13 protein-coding genes are annotated in these 15,799 nt (G+C 71.6%); 6 read left to right on the top strand and 7 right to left on the bottom strand.

Annotation, left to right across the window (positions count from 1 at the left end; all coding sequences use genetic code 11):
- Both A5714_RS18505 and A5714_RS18500 read right to left on the bottom strand, forming a co-directional pair.
- Positions 1-436 (bottom strand): neutral zinc metallopeptidase (locus A5714_RS18505; RefSeq protein WP_197504154.1); only part of this gene is annotated, 436 nt, incomplete at its 3' end.
- Between the two features lie 48 nt (positions 437-484).
- Positions 485-1,372, bottom strand: coding sequence for an oxidoreductase (locus tag A5714_RS18500; protein ID WP_197513789.1), 888 nt, complete (start codon positions 1,370-1,372; stop codon positions 485-487).
- 113 nt (positions 1,373-1,485) lie between these two features.
- Between A5714_RS18500 and aspS the strand changes: the two genes are divergently transcribed.
- Genes aspS through A5714_RS18485 form a run of 3 tightly spaced genes read left to right on the top strand, consistent with a single transcriptional unit; the run spans position 1,486 to position 4,766 of the window.
- Positions 1,486-3,270 carry an aspartate--tRNA ligase gene (gene aspS / locus A5714_RS18495; protein ID WP_068287577.1) on the top strand — a complete coding sequence of 595 codons (1,785 nt, stop codon included), beginning with the start codon at positions 1,486-1,488 and terminating at the stop codon, positions 3,268-3,270.
- Positions 3,267-3,698: a nitroreductase family deazaflavin-dependent oxidoreductase gene (locus tag A5714_RS18490; RefSeq protein WP_068069182.1), complete on the top strand. Its 432-nt coding sequence runs from the start codon at positions 3,267-3,269 to the stop codon at positions 3,696-3,698. The genes aspS and A5714_RS18490 overlap by 4 nt, the downstream gene beginning before the upstream one ends.
- Before the next feature lie 3 nt (positions 3,699-3,701).
- Entirely contained in the window at positions 3,702-4,766 is a 1,065-nt protein-coding gene (locus A5714_RS18485) for an aromatic acid exporter family protein (protein ID WP_068287576.1), read from the top strand.
- Here the strand turns inward: A5714_RS18485 and A5714_RS18480 are convergent.
- Entirely contained in the window at positions 4,759-5,139 is a 381-nt protein-coding gene (locus A5714_RS18480; RefSeq protein ID WP_068287574.1) for an MmcQ/YjbR family DNA-binding protein, read from the bottom strand. The two genes, A5714_RS18485 and A5714_RS18480, sit on opposite strands and share 8 nt — an antisense overlap.
- Before the next feature lie 102 nt (positions 5,140-5,241).
- Here A5714_RS18480 and A5714_RS18475 point away from each other — a divergent pair, with 102 nt between their 5' ends.
- Entirely contained in the window at positions 5,242-6,183 is a 942-nt protein-coding gene (locus tag A5714_RS18475; RefSeq protein WP_082959842.1) for a transglutaminase family protein, read from the top strand.
- The gene (locus A5714_RS18470) at positions 6,176-7,231 is read left to right on the top strand and encodes a putative zinc-binding metallopeptidase (RefSeq protein ID WP_068069168.1); all 1,056 of its coding nucleotides are present in this window, start codon (positions 6,176-6,178) and stop codon (positions 7,229-7,231) included. Before A5714_RS18475 ends, A5714_RS18470 begins: the two co-directional genes overlap by 8 nt.
- A gap of 5 nt (positions 7,232-7,236) precedes the next feature.
- Here A5714_RS18470 and A5714_RS18465 read toward each other — a convergent pair whose 3' ends face one another.
- The 3 genes from A5714_RS18465 to A5714_RS18455 form a co-directional block, all read right to left on the bottom strand.
- Positions 7,237-9,894 carry a circularly permuted type 2 ATP-grasp protein gene (locus A5714_RS18465; RefSeq protein WP_231975929.1) on the bottom strand — a complete coding sequence of 886 codons (2,658 nt, stop codon included), beginning with the start codon at positions 9,892-9,894 and terminating at the stop codon, positions 7,237-7,239.
- Positions 9,895-9,908: 14 nt separating this feature from the next.
- Positions 9,909-13,253: a DUF2126 domain-containing protein gene (locus A5714_RS18460; protein WP_068287569.1), complete on the bottom strand. Its 3,345-nt coding sequence runs from the start codon at positions 13,251-13,253 to the stop codon at positions 9,909-9,911.
- Between the two features lie 79 nt (positions 13,254-13,332).
- Entirely contained in the window at positions 13,333-13,989 is a 657-nt protein-coding gene (locus A5714_RS18455; protein WP_068069193.1) for a hypothetical protein, read from the bottom strand.
- A 107-nt stretch (positions 13,990-14,096) separates the two neighbouring features.
- Between A5714_RS18455 and A5714_RS26225 the strand changes: the two genes are divergently transcribed.
- Entirely contained in the window at positions 14,097-14,243 is a 147-nt protein-coding gene (locus tag A5714_RS26225; RefSeq protein ID WP_156747381.1) for a hypothetical protein, read from the top strand.
- Here the strand turns inward: A5714_RS26225 and A5714_RS18450 are convergent.
- The gene (locus A5714_RS18450) at positions 14,240-15,574 is read right to left on the bottom strand and encodes a replication-associated recombination protein A (RefSeq protein ID WP_068287567.1); all 1,335 of its coding nucleotides are present in this window, start codon (positions 15,572-15,574) and stop codon (positions 14,240-14,242) included. The two genes, A5714_RS26225 and A5714_RS18450, sit on opposite strands and share 4 nt — an antisense overlap.
- Between the last annotated feature and the right edge of the window lie 225 nt (positions 15,575-15,799).

Raw genomic sequence — 15,799 nt, 5'->3', positions numbered from 1 at the left:
TTTCCTGGAAGAAGTCGGTGTCGAAGTACGCGGTCTGGTCGACCGGGCAATAGAACGGCCCCACCGCTGTGGTCGCGGCCCCACATCCGGTGTTGACCCGGCCGGTGAACAGCCGGACGTGCGGGCGGGTGTAACTCGGCATCAGCTGATGCCAGACGGCGTCCACGGAGTTGCCGGTCGCGACCACGCGGCACTGCACGTACTTGTTCGCGTCGGCGCCGGTCTTGCACTGGCTCAGGTCGAAGCCCGGCGCGGAGTAGCCGCCGGTGCCCGGCTGCTGCTGCGTGGTGACCTTGCCGGGATCGATGCCCAAAAACAGCGCTCCGATGAGGATCAGCAGCCCGAGGCCCCCGCCACCGACGGCCATCCCCATGCCGCCCCCGCCCGACGAAGAGGCGGTGCTGGTGTCGATCTGCATGCCCTCGTTGAAGGTCATCGCACGCTCCTGGGGGTGTCGGGGGGCAAGGGCAGCGCTAGGAAGAATCTATCCTGGCCCGTCGCCGGCCGCCGCCAATAACGGCACCACGACGTCGCTGATCGGGGTGGGCAGCCCGTGGGCGCGGCCCTTGCGGGCGATCACGCCGTTGCGGATGTCCCACTCCATGGGTCGCCGGTGCTCCCGGTCGGCCAGGATCGAGGTGCCCATGTCCTGCGGGGCGTTGCCGAACAGGTCGACCACCTCGTCGACGACGCCGTCGGGCAGCCGGGCGCCCTCGGCCCGCGCCACCGTCAGGCATTCGGCGACGTAGCGGCGGGCCAGCGCGGCCACGTCGTCGCGGCGGAACATCCCGGACCGCCGCCCGGACAGCGCCATGAAGCCGGCCAACGCGTTGGTCAACAGCTTGCGCCAGGACGCGGTGACGAAGTCGGGGTCGCAGTCCACCCGGCAGCCCGCGCCGCGCAACAGTTCGGCGACGCGCTGCGCCGCGGACCCGTCGGGCAGCACCAGCGACGGCGCATTGCGCAGCCGCACCCACCCCTCGGGTTGGGTCTCGGCCGAATACCACACGATGCCGGGCAGCACGGGCGACGCCGGGCAGTGCGGGCCCACCCGCTCGACCTGTTCGACGCCGTTCTGCAGCACCACGACGACGGTGTGGGCGTCGCAGAGCGCGGCCAGCCACCCGGCCGCCGCGTCGGTCTGGGTGGCCTTGACCGCCAACAGCACGACGTCCACCGGGCCGCCCACCTGAGCGGGATCGGTGCACACCGGTCCGGGCACGACGATCGGTTCGGCACCGTCGGGCCGCAGCTCGATGCTGTCGCGGGGCGTGCGGCCGCACACCAGGACCCGGTGACCGGCGCGGTGCAGCAGCGCGGCGACCGTCGTGCCGACGGCGCCGGGACCGACGAGGGCGATGTTCGTGGCGATGGTTCGAAGTTACCTGGACGCGGCGCGGCGCTGGACTGCGGACGGCGCCGGATCGGGGCGCCGGCCACCCCTTTAGACTGGTCAGTCAATCAGCCCGGGAAAGAGGAGTATTTGTGCTGCGCAGCCACGCCGCGGGTTCGCTCAGAAGCAGCGACGCCGGCCAGCAGGTCACGCTCGCGGGGTGGGTGGCTCGGCGCCGCGACCACGGCGGGGTCATCTTCATCGACCTGCGCGACGCGTCCGGCGTCGCCCAGGTGGTCTTCCGGGAGGCGGATGTCCTCGAGCAGGCACACCGGCTGCGGGCCGAGTTCTGCGTGGCGGTCACCGGTGTCGTCGAGATCCGCCCAGAGGGCAACGCCAACCCCGAGATCGCGACCGGTGACATTGAGGTCAACGCGGCCTCGCTGACCGTGCTGGGGGAGAGCGCGCCGCTGCCGTTCCAGCTCGACGAGCCCGCCGGGGAGGAGCTGCGGCTGAAGTACCGCTACCTCGACCTGCGGCGCGACGGCCCGGCGCAGGCAATCCGGTTGCGCTCCAAGGTGAATGCGGCGGCCCGCGCGGTGCTGGCGCGCCACGACTTCGTCGAGATCGAGACCCCGACGATCACCCGGTCGACGCCGGAGGGCGCGCGCGATTTCCTGGTCCCGGCGCGGCTGCACCCGGGTTCCTTCTACGCGTTGCCGCAGAGCCCGCAGCTGTTCAAGCAGCTGCTCATGGTGGCGGGCATGGAGCGCTACTACCAGATCGCCCGCTGCTACCGCGACGAGGATTTCCGCGCCGACCGGCAGCCGGAGTTCACCCAGCTCGACATGGAGCTCAGCTTCGTCGACGCCGAGGACATCATCGCCATCTCCGAGGAGATCCTGACGGCGCTGTGGGCGCTGATCGGCTACGACGTCCCGACGCCGCTGCCGCGCATCAGCTACGCCGACGCGATGCGCCGCTTCGGGTCCGACAAGCCCGACCTGCGCTTCGGCCTGGAGCTGGTCGACTGCACGGAATTCTTCTCCGACACCACCTTTCGCGTGTTCCAGGCGCCGTACGTGGGTGCGGTGGTGATGCCCGGCGGCGCGTCGCAGCCCCGCCGGACGCTGGACGGCTGGCAGGAGTGGGCCAAGCAGCGCGGCCACCGCGGGCTGGCCTACGTGCTGGTCGGCGACGAGGCTTCCGGAGGCGAGCTCAGCGGCCCGGTCGCCAAGAACCTGACCGACGCCGAACGCGACGGCCTGGCCGCTCATGTCGGCGCGAGCCCGGGCGACTGCATCTTCTTCTCGGCCGGGCCGCCGAAGCCGTCGCGCGCTCTGCTGGGCGCGGCCCGCGGCGAGATCGCCCACCGGCTGAACCTCATCGACCCGAACGCCTGGGCGTTCGTCTGGGTGGTGGACCCGCCGCTGTTCGAGCCCGCCGACGACGCGACCGCCGCCGGCGACGTGGCCGTCGGCTCCGGCGCCTGGACCGCCGTGCATCACGCGTTCACCTCACCCAAGCCGGGCCAGGAGGATGCCATCGAATCCGACACCGGCAACGTGCTGGCCGACGCCTACGACATCGTCTGCAACGGCAACGAGATCGGCGGCGGCTCCATCCGTATCCACCGCCGCGACGTCCAGGAACGGGTGTTCGCGGTGATGGGACTGGACCAGGCCGAGGCCGCCGAGAAGTTCGGATTCCTGTTGGAGGCCTTCACCTTCGGTGCGCCGCCGCACGGTGGCATCGCCTTCGGCTGGGACCGGATCAACGCGCTGCTGTCCGGGGTGGACTCCATCCGCGAGGTGATCGCCTTCCCCAAGACCGGCGGCGGCGTCGACCCGCTGACCGACGCGCCCGCACCGATCACCCCCCAGCAGCGCAAGGAATCCGGAATAGACGTCAAACCCAAAGCGGTTGACGGGGCATGACCGAAACCCCTGACACCCAGACCATCAACGCGTTCAACCAGGCCCTCGCGGAGGAATTCCGCGCGAACGGGGGCAAGGTGGGCGGTCAGTTCGAGAACGCCAACCTGCTGCTGCTGACGACGACGGGCGCCAAGTCCGGGCAGTCCCGGCTGTCGCCGTTGGCGTACTTCGACGTCGACGGCAGGATCATCGTCCTGGGGTCGTTCGGCGGCTCGCCGAAGGACCCGGCGTGGGTGCACAACCTGCGGGCCAACCCGCGGGCGCACGTCGAGGTCGGCGCCGAGGCGTTCGACGTGGCCGCGCGTGAGCTGCCGGACGACGAGCGCGCGCAGGTGCTGCCGAAGGTCACCGAGAAGGCCCCGGTCTTCGCCGAGTACCAGGCCAAGACCACCCGGGTGATTCCGCTGTTCGAGTTGCAGCGGACCTAGCCGGTGCGGCGCGCGCGGCGGCTGGTGCCCTCGTCGGCCGGCGCCGCCGCGCGAGCGGGCGCCAAGCGGCTGCGCGTGGTGTGGTTCAACCTCGTACAGACCTCCGTCGCCGCGGGCCTGTCCTGGTACTTGGCACACGACGCGCTCGGCCACCCGCAGCCGTTCTTCGCCCCCATCGCCGCCGCGGTGTCGCTCTCGACCAGCAACGTGCTGCGCGCCCAGCGGGCCCTGCAGATGATGATCGGCGTCACGCTGGGCATCGGCATGGGCACCCTCGTTCAAGGCTGGCTCAGTTCGGGGGCCGTGCCGATCGCGGTCGCCGCGTTCGTGGCGCTGTGCGCGGCGGTGTTCATCGGGCACGGCTACATCGGGCAGGGCATGATGTTCGCCAACCAGACGGTGGTGTCGTCCATCCTGGTGCTGGCCCTGTACCGCACCAATGTGGGCTTCGAACGCATCGACGACGCGCTCATCGGTGGGGTGGTGGCGATCGTCTTCGCGGTCGTGCTGTTTCCCGCCGACCCGCTGCAGGTGCTGCGCAGCGCGCGCGTCGGCGTGCTCGCGGTGCTGCACAGCGTCTTGACCCGCAGCGCCGACGTCGCCGCCGGGCGCCGCCGCGCCCCGCACGACTGGCCGCTGTCGGCGGTCGACCGGGTGCACGCGCAGCTCGGCGGGCTCGTCGAGGCGCGCACCACCGCCCGCCAGGTGGTCCGGGTAGCGCCGCGGCGCTGGGGGCTGCGCGCCGCCGTCCGGGCCGCCGATCACCAGGCGGTGCACGTCGCCATGCTGGCCGGGTCGGTCCTGCAGCTGGCCCGCGCGGCGGTGCCGCCGGGCGACGGGTGCGACCGGCTCGCGCAGCCGGTGCAGGCCGCGCTGCTCGACCTCGCGGCGGCCACGGCGCTGGCCGACACCGACCCGACGGGCGCCGGCGTGTACACCGCCGCGGCGCGTCAGTTCGCGCGCGAGTTGCAGTCCGGCGCGCGGGAGAAGCCCGACGTGCTGCTCGCCGACGCCGTGGCGGCCTGCATCGACGACCTGCAGCGGGTCATCGACCTGCGCCTCAGCTGAGGAACTCCTGGACCAGCTTGCGCGGGGCCTGCGTCAGCCACGCCTCGGTGATCAGCTCCTCGAGGTCGCGGGCGGGGATCGCGGCCAGGTTCACCAGCACCGCCGGATAGCCGTCGAAGTGCGGGGTGGTGAAGTAGATGCCCGGCTCGTCGTCGATCAGCGCGAACTTGACGCCCTCGTCGGAGACGCGAACACCGAGGATGTCGCCATCCGGCACGGCGGCCCCGGCCGCCGCCAGCGCGTCGCGCTCGGACGGGCGCAGCGGCCGCTCCCAGGCCAGCAATTTCTTGCCGACCCGCCAATCGTGCGGTGCCGGCTCGGAGGTGAGCGCCAGCTCACCGACGATCCTGGCGACATCGCCCCAGGTGGCCACCCCCCAATTGTGCGCCCGCCGTCACGCCGGTGGCGACGGTTCGAGCAAACGACCCGCCGCGGCGGCCGACGAACGCGGGCCACGTGTGATGAGATCAGCTTCGTGCCTGACGCCGTGCCAGCCGAAGAGGTCCGGGCCGCTCGCCGCCATCGAGTCACCCACCGCACCCAGTACCGCTACTCCGACGTGGTGACCAGCTCCTATGGCCGCGGGTTCCTGACGCCCCGGGACTCGCTGCGCCAGCGCTGCGTGGCCCACGCGCTCACCATCGACCCCGCCCCCAGCGACAGCTCGACCAGCGAGGACATTTTCGGCAACGTCAGCTCGTACTTCCACATCACCGAGCCGCACCGCGCGCTGACGATCACCAGCGACTCCATCGTCGACGTGTTCCCCCCGGCGCCCGGCCGCTACACCGACGGTCCGGCGATGCGGCCGTGGGAGGCCGCCCGCCCGTCGGGGCCGGCCGGCGCGCTGGCCGCCGAGTTCACCCTCGACCTGCGGCCGCCGGAGATCACCGACGAGGTCCGCGACTACGCGGCGCCCAGCTTCGTCCCGGGGCGGCCGCTGGTCGAGGTGCTGCGCGACCTCACCTCGCGCATCTTCACCGACTTCACCTATCGCTCGGGGTCGACAACGATTTCCACCGGGGTAAAAGAGGTTCTGCAGGCGCGCGAGGGGGTATGCCAGGACTTTGCAAGGCTGGCGATCGCCTGCCTGCGAGCCAACGGGCTCGCGGCCAGTTACGTGTCCGGTTATCTGGCCACCGACCCGCCTCCCGGAAAGGATCGGATGATCGGCATCGACGCCACCCACGCGTGGGCGGCAGTGTGGACTCCCGCGGAGCCCGGCCAGTTCGAGTGGTTGGGGCTCGACCCCACCAACGACCAGCTGGTCGACGAGCGGTACATCATCGTGGGCCGTGGCCGCGACTACGCGGACGTTCCGCCGCTGCGCGGCATCATTTACACCAACTCCGAACGCAGCGTCATCGATGTCGCCGTCGACGTGGTGCCCTTCGAAGGGGACGTGCTTCATGCGTGACTTCCATTGCCCCAACTGCGGCCAGCGGTTGACGTTCGAGAACTCGGCCTGCCTGAATTGCGGTAGCGCGTTGGGGTTTTCGCTCAACCAGATGGCCCTGCTGGTGATCTCCGACGAGGACCAGTCCGAACACGCCGGCTTCGTCAGCGCCTCCGAGTATCAGCTGTGCGCGAATCTTCGTCTGGCCGAATGCAATTGGCTGGTGCCCAAGAACGACTACGGCAGGTTGTGCGAGTCGTGCGCGCTCACCACCATCCGGCCCAACGACGCCGACACCGCCGGCCTGGCGGAGTTCGCCCGGGCCGAGGCGGCCAAGCGCCGGTTGATCGTCGAGCTGCACGAGCTGAAGCTGCCGATCATCGGGCGCGACCAGGATCCCGAGCAGGGCTTGGCGTTTCACCTGCTATCCAGCGCCCAGGAGAAGGTGTTCACCGGGCACGACAACGGCGTGATCACCCTGGACCTGGCCGAGGGTGACGACGTCCACCGCGAGCAGCTGCGCGTGGAGATGGACGAGCCGTACCGAACCCTGCTGGGGCACTTCCGGCACGAGATCGGGCACTACTACTACTACCGGCTGGTCGCGCCGTCGCAGCAGTACGTAGCCCGGTTCAAGGAGTTGTTCGGCGACCCCGACGCCGACTACCAAGCCGCGCTGGACCGGCACTACAACGACGGCCCGCCCGACGATTGGCAGGAGGACTTCGTCTCGTCCTACGCCACCATGCACGCCGCCGAGGACTGGGCGGAGACCTTCGCCCACTACCTGCACATCCGCGACACGCTGGACACCTCGGCCTGGTGCGGCTTCGCCTCGGCGTCGGCGACCTTCGACCGGCCGTCGTTGGGCCCCAGCGCTTTTCAGACGATCATCGACATGTGGCTACCGCTGTCCTGGTCGCTGAACATGGTGAACCGGTCGATGGGTCACGACGACCTGTATCCGTTCGTGCTGCCGGTCAAGGTGTTGGAGAAGATGCAGTTCATCCACACCGTGGTCGACGAGGTGACCGCCGAGGCCCGGGGACCGGCGACCGTCGCGAGCTAGGCCCGTCAAGCGGGCATCACCCGGCGCTCGTCGGGACCCCACAGCGGCTGCATGCCGCCCGGCAGGGCCAGCTGCGTGGTGGTGATCACCTCGGCCAGGTCGCGCAGTTCGGCGTGCACCGAGCCGAGCAGTTCCGCGAGGTCCGCGCGGCGCCCGTCGTCGCTGACGGCCTCGAGCTGCGCGGGCACCGAGCGGCGCAGCAGCGTGCCGATCTCTTCGACCAACCGCTCCGGTCGTGACGATCCCGACGCTCCCGGCAGGTCCTTGAGGTCGGCGCGCAACCGCTCCACCTGGTAGAGCAGCGACCGCGGGTTCTGCGCGTCGAACAGCATCAGCTCCGCGACCGCGGCGACGCTGAACGTGCCGACGGTGCGGCGCCGGTAGCTCACCGAGGACTCGCACGCCACCAGCGCCGCCTCGATGATGGTCTGTTCGGCGGCCGCGCCGCGCACGACGGCGAGGGTGGCCTCCAGCAGCGCGGTCAGCCACAGGCCCCGCTCGATGCGCTTGCCGATGTCCATCACCGTCCATCCGACGTCGCGCACCATCGACTCCCCGGCCACCCCGGACAGGGTCAGCATGCCGGCCAGCGTCTGGGACTGCGCGGCGGCGAGGCGGGCGTCGGCCTCGGCCAGGGAGTCCGGCGGTTCGCACGGCTGCGCCAGCGCCCGCTCGACCCCCGCCAGCACCATCCAGGTGTCGTTGGACATCTGGTCGCGCACGGCCCGCGCCGCCAGCGCCAGACCCTCCACGGACCCCACCAGCGAGCCCGGGCGGCCGGGGTCCACGGTCAGCGACCACAGCGTCGAGGGCGCCACGGCGATCATCTCGGCGGCGTCGCTGCCGCCGTCGACCGCGGTGTCGGTGCCCGTGATGCCGCCGAGCGCGGCCAGCAGCACCGGCACGCATTCGCTCTCCTCGCTGTCCTGGTGGTGCCGGTAGACGTGGAAGCGGTCGCGGGTCACGATGAGTAGCCGCGCCATGCTCTCGGCGCGTTCGCCGTACCGGCCGATCCAGAACAGGTCGGACAGCACGCGCGGGGAGCTGACACCCCAGGTGCCCGCGGCCGTCTTGGCCGGCGCGGCGGGCGACGGCAGGCCCACGGTCTCGGCCCGCGCACGCTCCGTCGGGCGCACCCACACGTCTTTGGCGGCAGTGGTTTTCATCGTGTACGCCGCCGGTCCGGGCGCCAGCACGTAGCCGATGCCGCCGATCATCGGCGCGTAACCGCCGCGCTGCGCCACCGTGAACAACCGCATCCCCACGCCGGCCGAGGCCAACACGCCGGCGTGGTCGGTGGGCGCCGAGGAGAACTGCGGCAGTTCCTGTCCGATCCACTGCCACGGCGCCTTTTCGATTCGCGCCGCCAGGTGCGTCAGCTGGCGCGACGACAGCGTCGGGCCCACCAGGGTCTGCTCGCCGACGGTCGACTTCACCAGCAACGACGACAGGTTGGCCAGCAGGTGCGAGCGTTCCGCCGCGACGCCGCCCCAGTAGACCGGCGCGCTGTACAGCAGCGGTTCCTCGGCCAGCAGGTGCTCGGCCATGCGCGGCAAAAACCGCAGCAGCCCAGGGTTTTCCAGGACGCCGCTGCCCAGCGTGTTGACCACGGTCACCGTCCCGCGGTGTACCGCCTCGACCAGGCCCACCACGCCCAGCCGCGAGTCGGCGCGCAGGTCCAGGGGGTCGGAGTAGTCGGCGTCGACCCGGCGCAGCACCACGTCGACGCGTTTGAGGGTGCCCAGCGAGCGCATCCACAGCTTGCCGTCGCGGACCACCAGGTCCGCGCTCTCCACCAGCGGGAAACCCAGCAAGGTCGCCAAATAGGCTTGGTCGAAGGCGGTTTCGGAATAGATGCCGGGGGTGAGCACCACCACCACCGGGTCCTGGGCGACGTCGGGCGCCGCGTCGATGAGCGCCAGCCGCAGCGCCTGCGCGAACGGTGTGGTGGGGCGCGGCGCGATGCGCTCGTAGAGGTCCGGGATCGAGTGCGCGACGACGCGCCGGTCGGCCAGCGCGTAGCCGGCGCCCGACGGCGCCTGCGTCCAGTCGGCGTTCACCTGGAAGGTGGCGTCGGGCTGGCGGCTCACGTCGCAGCCGTGCATGAACAGCTGGTGGTGCCCGGGCACGTCGATGCCGCTGGCCGCGCGCACGTAGCCGGGATGGGCGAACAGCAGCTCCGGCGGCAGGATGCCCTCGGTGAGCAGGGTGCGCGGCCCGTACAGGTCGGCGAGCACGGCGTCGAGCAGCCGCGACCGCTGAATCAGCCCGGCTTCCAACACGTCCCAGTCCGCCGCCGCCAGCACGATCGGCAGGGTGTCCAGGCTCCACGGTCGCGGCTCGACCCCGGGGGCCTTGCCCTCGCCGCCGGAACCGACGTCGGTGTAGGTGATGCCGTCGTTGTCGATGAGGCTGTGCACCACCGAGCGCAGCCGGTCGAGCCCGGCCCGGCCGCGCTCGGCGATCGCGTCGGCCAGCTCCGCCCACGCCGGGCGCACGTTGCCGTCGCGGTCGACGAATTCGTCGTAGCCGATGGCGGGCCCGTGCCGCAGGTCGAACAGCGCCTCCTGGGCGCGCGCGGCCCGGTACCCGGCCAGCAGGCGGTCGGCGTCGTACCGGTCGCCGACGGTGCCCGTCGCCGCCGGCGGTCCGCCGAATGTCATGTCCGCTACCGCCATTACCGCTGCACGGTACGCACGCGGCGCAGGTCGAGGATGCCCGGCGCGCCGATGTCGGTGGAGATCCGGGCCTGCTTCTCCCGGAGGTCGGACAGGTCGAGCTTGCCGGGGGTGAAGCCGGTGGCCTCGAAGCGGCGCGCGCGGCGCGCCTCGGCCTCGACGGCGTTCACCGGGGGCTCCTCGTAACTGCGCCCGCCGGGGTGTGCGACGTGGTAGGTGCAACCCCCGCGCGAGGTGCCCGAGGTCAGGTCGATCAGCTCGAACTGCAGCGGCACGTCCGTCGAGATCGTCGGGTGCAGCGCGCTGGGCGGCTGCCAGGCCTTGAACCGCACGCCGCCGACGTGGATGTCGGGGTTGTCGGTGGCCAGCAGCGGCACCGGGTAACCGTTGGCCGTCACCACGTAGCGGTGCCGGTCCGCGCCGATGATGCGGACCTGCACCCGCTCGACCGACGAGTCGACGTAGCGGGCGGTGCCCGTCGCGGTGGACTCCTCGCCCAGCGTGGTCCACGGCTCGATGGCGCCGCGCAGCTCGATCTCCACCCCGTCGAACACCGCGGTGCCGATGCGCGGGAAGCGGAATTCGGTGAACGGGTCCAACCAGCTGGTCTCGAACGCGATGCCCTGCGCGCGCAGGTCCGCGGCCACGTCGGCGATGTCGTGAATCAAAAAGTGCGGCAGCAGGTATCGCCCGTGCAGGTTGGCGCCGTGGCGGATCAGCGGGGCGCGCAGCGGTTGCTCCCAGAACCACGCGACCAAAGACCGTACGAGCAGCGACTGCACCATCGCCATCCGCAGGTGCGGCGGCATCTCGAAGCCCCGCAGCTCCAGCAGGCCGAGCCGGCCGCGGGGGCTGTCCGGACTGTAGAGCTTGTCGATGCAGAACTCGGCGCGGTGGGTGTTGCCGGTGAGGTCGGTGAGCAGGTGGCGCAGCGCGCGGTCGGTAACCCACGGTTTCGCTTCGCTTTTCAGGCCGCCGCCGCCCAGCCGGGCGATCTCGGCGAACGCGATCTCCAGCTCGTAGAGGGCCTCGGCGCGGCCCTCGTCGACCCGCGGCGCCTGGGAGGTGGTGCCCACGAAGCGGCCGGCGAACAGGTAGGACAGCGACGGGTGGCGCTGCCAGTAGGTCAGCAGCGACACCAGCAGGTCCGGGCGCCGCAGCAGCGGCGAGTCCGCGGGGGTCACGCCGCCCAGGGTGATGTGGTTGCCGCCCCCGGTGCCGCCGTGGGTGCCGTCGATGTCGAACGACTCCGTGGACAGCCGGGCCAGGCGGGCCTGCGCGTACAGCGTTTCCAGCTGCTGGCTCTGCTCGGCGAAGCTGGCGGTGGGCGCCACGTTGACCTCGATGACACCCGGGTCGGGCGTGATCGTCGTCGAGCGCAGCCGCGGGTCCGGCGGCGGCCCGTAGCCCTCGATCACCAACGGGCAGTTGGCCTTCGCGGCCGCGGCCTCGGTGCGGGCGATCAGGTCGACGAAGTGCTCGAGCGCCTCGGTCGGCGGCAGGAACGCATACAGCACGCCGTCGCGGATCTCGGCGACCATCGCGGTGGGCGGCGCGGCGGCGTCGTCGTCCAGCACCGCGTCGCCCGCTGCCTCCGGTTGTTCGGCCAGCGTGTCGCCGACGGCCAGCGGGTCGGCGTCGAAGGACGGCCGCGGCGGCCGCCAGCTGATCGCGTCCAGCGGCAACCGCAGCCCCGCCGGGGAGTCCCCGGGCAGCAACACGATGCGGCCGCGGCGCAACCGCCAGTCGGCGCTGGCCCAGCCCAGGTCGTCCTCGCGCCGGTGCAGGGGCAGCACGTACGCCGCCGGCGTGTTGACGGACTCGTCCAGCCGGGCCAGCAGTGCCGCGCGGCCCGCGGGGGAGTCGACTGCCAGGTCGTCGTCGGGCTCCACCGGAAGTCCTTCGGGCTGGCGCACTTTGGTCGCCAACCGGTGCAGCGGGTCCTCGTAGGCGGGCCGCACCTGCGTCGGCGGCAGGCCCAGCCCGTCGGCGATCCCGGCGAGCAGCTGCTGCGCGGCCCCGTCGTCGGCGGGGCTCGTGGCTCCGGGGGTCCACGGGTCGGCCAGTAGCGCCTCGTCGGTCCACAGCGGCCGGCCGTCGGCGCGCCAGAGCAGGGCGATCTGCCAGCGCGGCAACGGTTCTCCGGGATACCAGCGGCCCTGGCCGCGTTGGATCAGCCCCGTCGGGGCCCACGCAGCCTTCAGGCGGGCGGCCAGGTCGGACGCGCGCTCGCGCTTGTGCGGGCCGTCGGCGGCGGTGGTCCACTCCTCGCCGACCTGGTCGTCCACCGAGACGAAGGTCGGCTCGCCGCCGACGGTGAGCCGCACGTCGGCGGCGGTCAGCCGCTCGTCGACGGCCTGGCCCACCGCGCAGATGGCCCGCCAGGCGTCGTCGCCGTAGGGCAGGGTGACGCGCGGGTCCTCGTGCACGCGGGTGACGGTGTTGGAGAACTCCAGGACCGACGTGCACGGTTCGGTGCCGCCGCTGATGGGCGCCGCGGAGGCCGGATGCGGCGTGGCCGCCAACGGGATGTGGCCCTCGCCGGCGAACAGGCCCGACGTCGGATCCAGCCCGATCCACCCGGCGCCCGGGATGTACACCTCGGTCCAGGCGTGCAGGTCGGTGAAGTCGGCGGCCGGCCCGGACGGCCCGTCGAGGGCCTCGATGTCGGAGGCGAGCTGCACCAGGTAGCCGGACACGAACCGGGCCGCCAGCCCCAGTTGCCGCAGGATCGACACCAGCAGCCACGCCGAGTCCCGGCACGAGCCGATGCCGCTGCGCAGCGTGTAATCCGGTGTCTGCACACCGGGTTCCATGCGCACGCTGTACGTCACGTCGGCGTTGATGGCGTGGTTGAGGCCGACGAGCATGTCGATGGTGCGGGTGCCGGCGGGCACGGAGAAGTTCTCGACCCAGGTCCGCACCACCTTGCCGGGGCCCGACCCGGGCCCGGACTCGTCGACGGGCCGCAGGTAGGGCTCGAGGTCGGCGGCCAGCTCCGGCGGGTAGGTCACACCGCCGCGGCCGCCCGAGGGGGTCCAGGTCTCGGCCCAGTCCTCGATGAAGAAGTCGAACGGGTTGATCACCTTGAGGTCGGCGATCAGCCCGACGGTGATGGACAGCCGCCGCATGGGGGACGGAAACACCAGGCGGGCAAGAAAATTGCCGAGCGCGTCCTGTTGCCAGTTGATGAAGTGCTCGTCGGGGTCGATGCGCAGCGAATACGCCTCGATGGGCGTGCGGGTGTGGGGCGCCGGGCGCAGCCGCACGACGTGCGGGAAGACCCGGACCAGCTGGTCAAAGGTGTAGCTGGTGCGGTGCTCCAGCGCAACTTTGATGCTCATAACCGCTGATCCCATCACACCCGCCAGCACGCCGCAGCGCGGCGCAATTGTGGCTGCGCGCGCCGCAATACGTCCGGCGCTAGGCGGGCTGCCCGGGGTGATGTCCCTGCGGCTGCGCGGGAGCGACGTTGCCGCCGGTGAGCTTGCGGAAGGCGTAGGTGAGGATCAGGGCCGCGAGGGGAACCGCGACCACCAGGCCGAGGAAGCACGCGAGCGCGCCGATGAGCAGGACCGCGACCTCGACCACCAGCAGCAGCAGGGCGCTGCCGAAGTTCTTCCCGGCCAGCGAGAAGCTCGACGTGAAGCCCTTGAGCGCCGAGTCGGAGCGATCGAGCACGAACAGCACGGTGAACTGGGTGAAGATGCCCAGGATCAGGCCGGGGAGGAAACACAGCGCCGACGCGAGCGACGTGAGGAAGCCCACCAGCAGCGCGGCCAGGAACACCGCACCGAAATTGCGCGGCCTGAAGAACGACCCGATGGTTACGGGGCGGCCGTCGGCGAGATCGAGGCAGCCGGACAGGAACGCCGACTGGGCGAACGCCTCCACCAGGAAAGCGATCAGATAGCCCAGGGTCAGCAGCCCGAGGCCGGCGCCGGTGAGGTTGGTGGTGAAGGCGATGCTGTAGTCGTCGGAGTTCGACGCGTCGGTGGTGTAGTTCTGGCTGGCCGTCAGGAGCCCGGAGGCCGCGCCGATCAGTAGGACGTAGACCAGGGCGGGCACGATCAGCGTCACGGCGTTCTTGCTGAAGACGTTCCAGGCCCAGCCGAACGCGTCGCCGATGCGCAGCCCCGAGCTCGGCGGGGCGCCGTAGCCGGGCGGCGGCCCGTAGCCGGGTGGGGGTGCGCCGTAGCCGGGCGCTGGCCCGCAACCGCGACCGGGCCAGCGAGCTGCGCAGCAAGCGGGTCCGCGACCTGGGCGCCGAGGTGATCGACGTCGCCGAGTTCGAGCTGGCGATCGCGCACCTGCGGGTGCCCGAGCTGGTCTAGCGGCGCCGCCGAATGATGGCCCGCAGCCGCTCCAGCCGGCCGGCCATCTCCCGCTCGGCGCCGCGGCCGGTCGGCCGGTAGTAGTCCACGCCCACCAGCTCGTCGGGCGGATACTGCTGCGCGACAACGCCGTCGGGGTCGTCGTGCGCGTACCGGTAGCCCTGGGCGTTGCCCAGCGCGGCGGCACCGGAGTAGTGGCCGTCGCGCAGGTGGGCGGGCACCAGGCCGGCCTTGCCGGACCTGATGTCGTCCATGGCCGCCGCCAGCGCGGTGGTCACCGCGTTGGACTTCGGCGCGCTGGCCAAATAGATCGTGCAGTGCGCCAGGGTCAGCTGGGCCTCGGGCATGCCGATCAGCGCCACGGTCTGCGCGGCGGCGACGGCCACCCGCAACGCGTTCGAGTCCGCCATGCCGACATCCTCACTGGCCAGGATCATCAGCCGGCGCGCGATGAACCGCGGGTCCTCGCCCGCGACCAGCATGCGGGCCAGGTAGTGCAGCGCCGCGTCGACGTCGGAGCCACGCACCGACTTGATGAAGGCGCTGATGACGTCGTAATGCTGGTCACCGTCGCGGTCGTAGCGCACCGCCGCCTTGTCCAGGGACTGCTCGATGACGGCGACGGTGACCTGGTCGGTCGCCTCGGCAGCCACCTCCAGCGCCGTCAGGGCGCGCCGGGCGTCGCCGGCGGCCAGTTGCACCAGCAGCTCGACGGCCTCGGGCGTCACCGCGACCCGCCCGCCCAGTCCGCGTTCGTCGTCGATGGCCCGCCGCACGACGGTGCGGACGTCGTCGGCCGTCAACGGCCGCAACTGCAGGATCAGCGACCGCGACAGCAGCGGCGCGACCACCGAGAAGCTGGGATTCTCGGTGGTCGCGGCCACCAGCAGCACCACCCGGTTCTCCACCGCCGACAGCAACGCGTCCTGCTGGGTCTTGGAGAACCGGTGCACCTCGTCGATGAACAACACCGTCTGCTGGCCGGCCAACAGCGCCTTGCGGGCGACGTCGATGACGGCGCGGACGTCTTTGACGCCGGCCGACAGCGCCGACAGCGCCTCGAACCGCCGCCCGGTCGCCGTCGAGATCAGCGACGCCAGGGTGGTCTTGCCGCTGCCGGGCGGACCGTAGAGGATGGCCGACGCGATGCCCGAGCCTTCCACCAGGCGGCGCAGCGGGGAGCCCGGCGCCAGCAGGTGGTCCTGCCCGACGACCTCGTCCAGCGTGGCCGGGCGCATCCGTACCGCCAGGGGCGCACCGGGCGGCGCACTCAGCCCCGAGTCACCCGGCGGCGGGACGGCGCCGGGCACGTCGAACAGGCCGTCGGACACGGTCCAGGCATACCACGCGACACCGACGGGCGCGGGCAGTGCGCGTCACCCGGGCGTGTGGACCTCTTCTTTGCTAAGTTCCGGGATGCCCTGTGCGAGCGTGTGCCCCGCAACGCGGATCCGACAGCGAGGACGAAAATGAGCCAGCCTCCCGAGTATCCAGGCACCCCGGGCGAGCCGTACGGCACGCCGCCCCCGCCGCCCGGCTACGGGCCGCCCCCCGGA

The organism is Mycobacterium sp. E2462 (assembly GCF_001672685.1).
Lineage (GTDB): Bacteria > Actinomycetota > Actinomycetes > Mycobacteriales > Mycobacteriaceae > Mycobacterium.
The sequence above is the reverse complement of the archived record's forward strand: the minus strand, read 5'-3'. Positions and strand labels throughout refer to the sequence as shown.

Excerpts from the sequence above, each read along its gene's own strand:
- A5714_RS18490 (WP_068069182.1), top strand. The coding sequence starts at position 3,267 with ATGACCGAAACCCCTGACACCCAGACCATCAACGCGTTCAACCAGGCC.
- A5714_RS18460 (WP_068287569.1), bottom strand. The coding sequence starts at position 13,253 with ATGAGCATCAAAGTTGCGCTGGAGCACCGCACCAGCTACACCTTTGAC.
- A5714_RS18470 (WP_068069168.1), top strand. The coding sequence starts at position 6,176 with ATGCGTGACTTCCATTGCCCCAACTGCGGCCAGCGGTTGACGTTCGAG.
- A5714_RS18465 (WP_231975929.1), bottom strand. The coding sequence starts at position 9,894 with ATGACATTCGGCGGACCGCCGGCGGCGACGGGCACCGTCGGCGACCGG.